The organism is Methanobrevibacter sp. (assembly GCF_017468685.1).
Lineage (GTDB): Archaea > Methanobacteriota > Methanobacteria > Methanobacteriales > Methanobacteriaceae > Methanocatella.
Genome location: NZ_JAFUHT010000061.1, coordinates 1 through 2,628 on the forward strand (window position 1 = coordinate 1; position 2,628 = coordinate 2,628).

The window sequence follows — 2,628 nt, forward strand, 5'->3', positions numbered from 1 at the left end:
GGTAAATGAGTAGCCACACTTAATTGTTAAGAGAATGAGAATATCATTGTTTTGGGAGAAGAAGAGTTGTTAATGCTCGTTTTTTTTTTTTTTTAAGGATTAATGCTCTTTCGATTTGGGGTTTTATTTATTAATTTTGAAAATAATATTACTTCATACAGAACCCGTGCCACATAAGAAATGGCAAATGATTAAATCAATTACATAGTTTCTCAACACATGGCAGGACTTTCCATCCATGGTTTTTGGTTCACAATATTTAATACAATAATTAATGTTTATATATAGATAGATAGATAGGTACATATTATACCTAAACTACCCCACCCTGTTAAGTCATTTCATTGTTTTATTCTATCATGTAAATATTGTGGACCTGTTGTCAAACAGTCATAGTTATACCTACAGTAAATGGACTCCTTAAAAAAAAAAAAGATTAATTTTTAAAATCACACTAAATCGATACATCTGAACAGAGTTTAGCATTACAGCATTACTCCCGCCTACAAACAGTACATGTGTCCATAGAATACAAGGGATAAATGTGTCCACACTACATGGAAATATGGAATGCACCCATTTATTAGGAGGCATTGCAAGGAGTCATCTATGAAAGCGTTTTTCGAATGTATAGTGGGCCCCTCCAGTACTGGTCTGTACTCTGTAGTGAAACAAAAAAGAGAAATATCCAAATCGAAATCATTTACTATTGTAAGACGAGGGGTTTCTTTTGATCTATTGTTTGGACGAGGCTCAAGCCTGAAGGTGTCAAGGGGTTTGGCGAGTAAAGATGGATTTAAAACACTGCATCGACATTCGATCAGGCGTGAGTGCGTGACTATTGATATGAGTATATGACCATGCGGTTGGATGATTATAAACTTCATCCAACGGATTAATTAGCATTAATTATATAGAAACACGTGTCCAACAAAGAAGAGAGAGTGGATTGAGAGAGTGGGTTGAGAGAGTGAATTTAGCACTCCTCTAGTAGTAAATAAGCCAGTTGAACCGGTTCTCTTATTTTAATATATAATATGTCTCTTACCTCCATGTTGAGTTCCATCTTTCTCCTTACTGTATTCTAAAGTTCTCACGTTTTTCTGCACACCCCCTCCGCTCTCGCCACCACCACCACCACCACCAGCGGTTGTAAGTTTAAGTGCTTTATATTTGTCAAATCGCCTATACCAAGTTGTTCGATTTCTCTGTCATGGTTTCTGAAGAGATAGAAAGGGTCATTTTCTTCTAGAGATTGAAATGATAATGATCGTTGCTATCTCTCTCTCTCTCTCTCTTTGGAAAATTGTATAAACATTTAAAAGGTAATGATTAATAAATTGCTCTATGTTACAGATGGAAGAAAGTCTGAAAAAGCAGAAAACCGATTCCTCATCTACACAATCGGAAACCAAGCAGGATCTGTTGGAGAAGATCAGGCTTATTGAGGAAAGGATTAAGCAGTTGGAGGATAGCGGACTGGCTCTTACACATGAAGTTGACAAATCTTCGAAAGCGAAGTTGAAAGCTGTAGAGGTCGGATTTAAAGCCGGTCATACTGCCGGATTCAACCTCATGAAAGCATATGCCAAATTGGTTTACCCGGAAGGCGAGTGGGATGAAGTTAATCGGGAGTTGGCTGAAGCAGCATTGGGTCCATGGCCCGAATAAATGAACCTACTAAGGAATGAATGTTTGATACTTCAAGTATTACTTATTATGTTCTATGCGTGTGTTTTGGTTGTCATCTCTGGTTGTACTCAGTGGCGTGTGTGGTACTTATTCTGTTCTGGGCTTGCTTATTTTAATTAATATTTTAAGTTATAAAATATTTACATATGTTCCAGTGTATTAGATTCTTTCAACAATTCCCATACTATAGAAATCTATTAACCAATACAACCCAACTAAAAACAATATAAGAATTCAAATAGAGCATGAAACAAACAGAGTAGACAGCGAAGCAAATGATCGAACAAAAAAAATAAAAAATCAGAAGCAACAGCTTACCAAGTCGTTCGAATAGCAAGTCAACTTAATTCTCGAACCCTGTCCCAATGTCAATAGGTCTAAATCTGCTTGAAGTGATTGTTTATATACAAATACTATGCCATTATTATTTAGGGTATAGTTTTCCCAATTAGACACCCCAAATTGTATTGTATTGTTTGATTTGTTTCCATTCATTTGGTCAAATATGCCGGAGTTGAAATAAAATTATACTATAATTAGGGGGAATTACAGTTTGGTCCTTATCTTTTAAGGAAACGTCACTTTTTTACTTGACTTATGCGTATTAGGGTCTTTGGTCCTCATCTTTTTGGAAATACATCAAAAAAGTCCCTCTAACCAAAAAGTTGACAATCAACGTTAATAGAAGTATCAAAAAGACGGTTTTACCCCTAAGCAATGCGAAAAGATTGAAATGCCCCTCTAACAATTACTCTTAAACCCATTTAATATTAGGAAATTAAAAATGCATCCATCAAGGATTGAACTTTCAACTCCATGGTTAAAAGCAACAAGCACTAACCAACTGAGCTACTCCAATTCATTGTTACAATTTTGCTAATTTAAATGTATATATAGTTATATAATTTATGTAAAACAATTTAAAATATGTTTATA

At 35.1% G+C, this 2,628-nt stretch carries 1 protein-coding gene; it reads left to right on the forward strand.

Going from position 1 to position 2,628, the window contains the following annotated elements; genetic code table 11:
• Nucleotides 1-1,521: 1,521 nt before the first annotated feature.
• The gene (locus tag IJ258_RS07935; RefSeq protein WP_292805493.1) at nt 1,522-1,671 is read left to right on the forward strand and encodes a hypothetical protein; all 150 of its coding nucleotides are present in this window, start codon (nt 1,522-1,524) and stop codon (nt 1,669-1,671) included.
• Nucleotides 1,672-2,628: the final 957 nt, after the last annotated feature.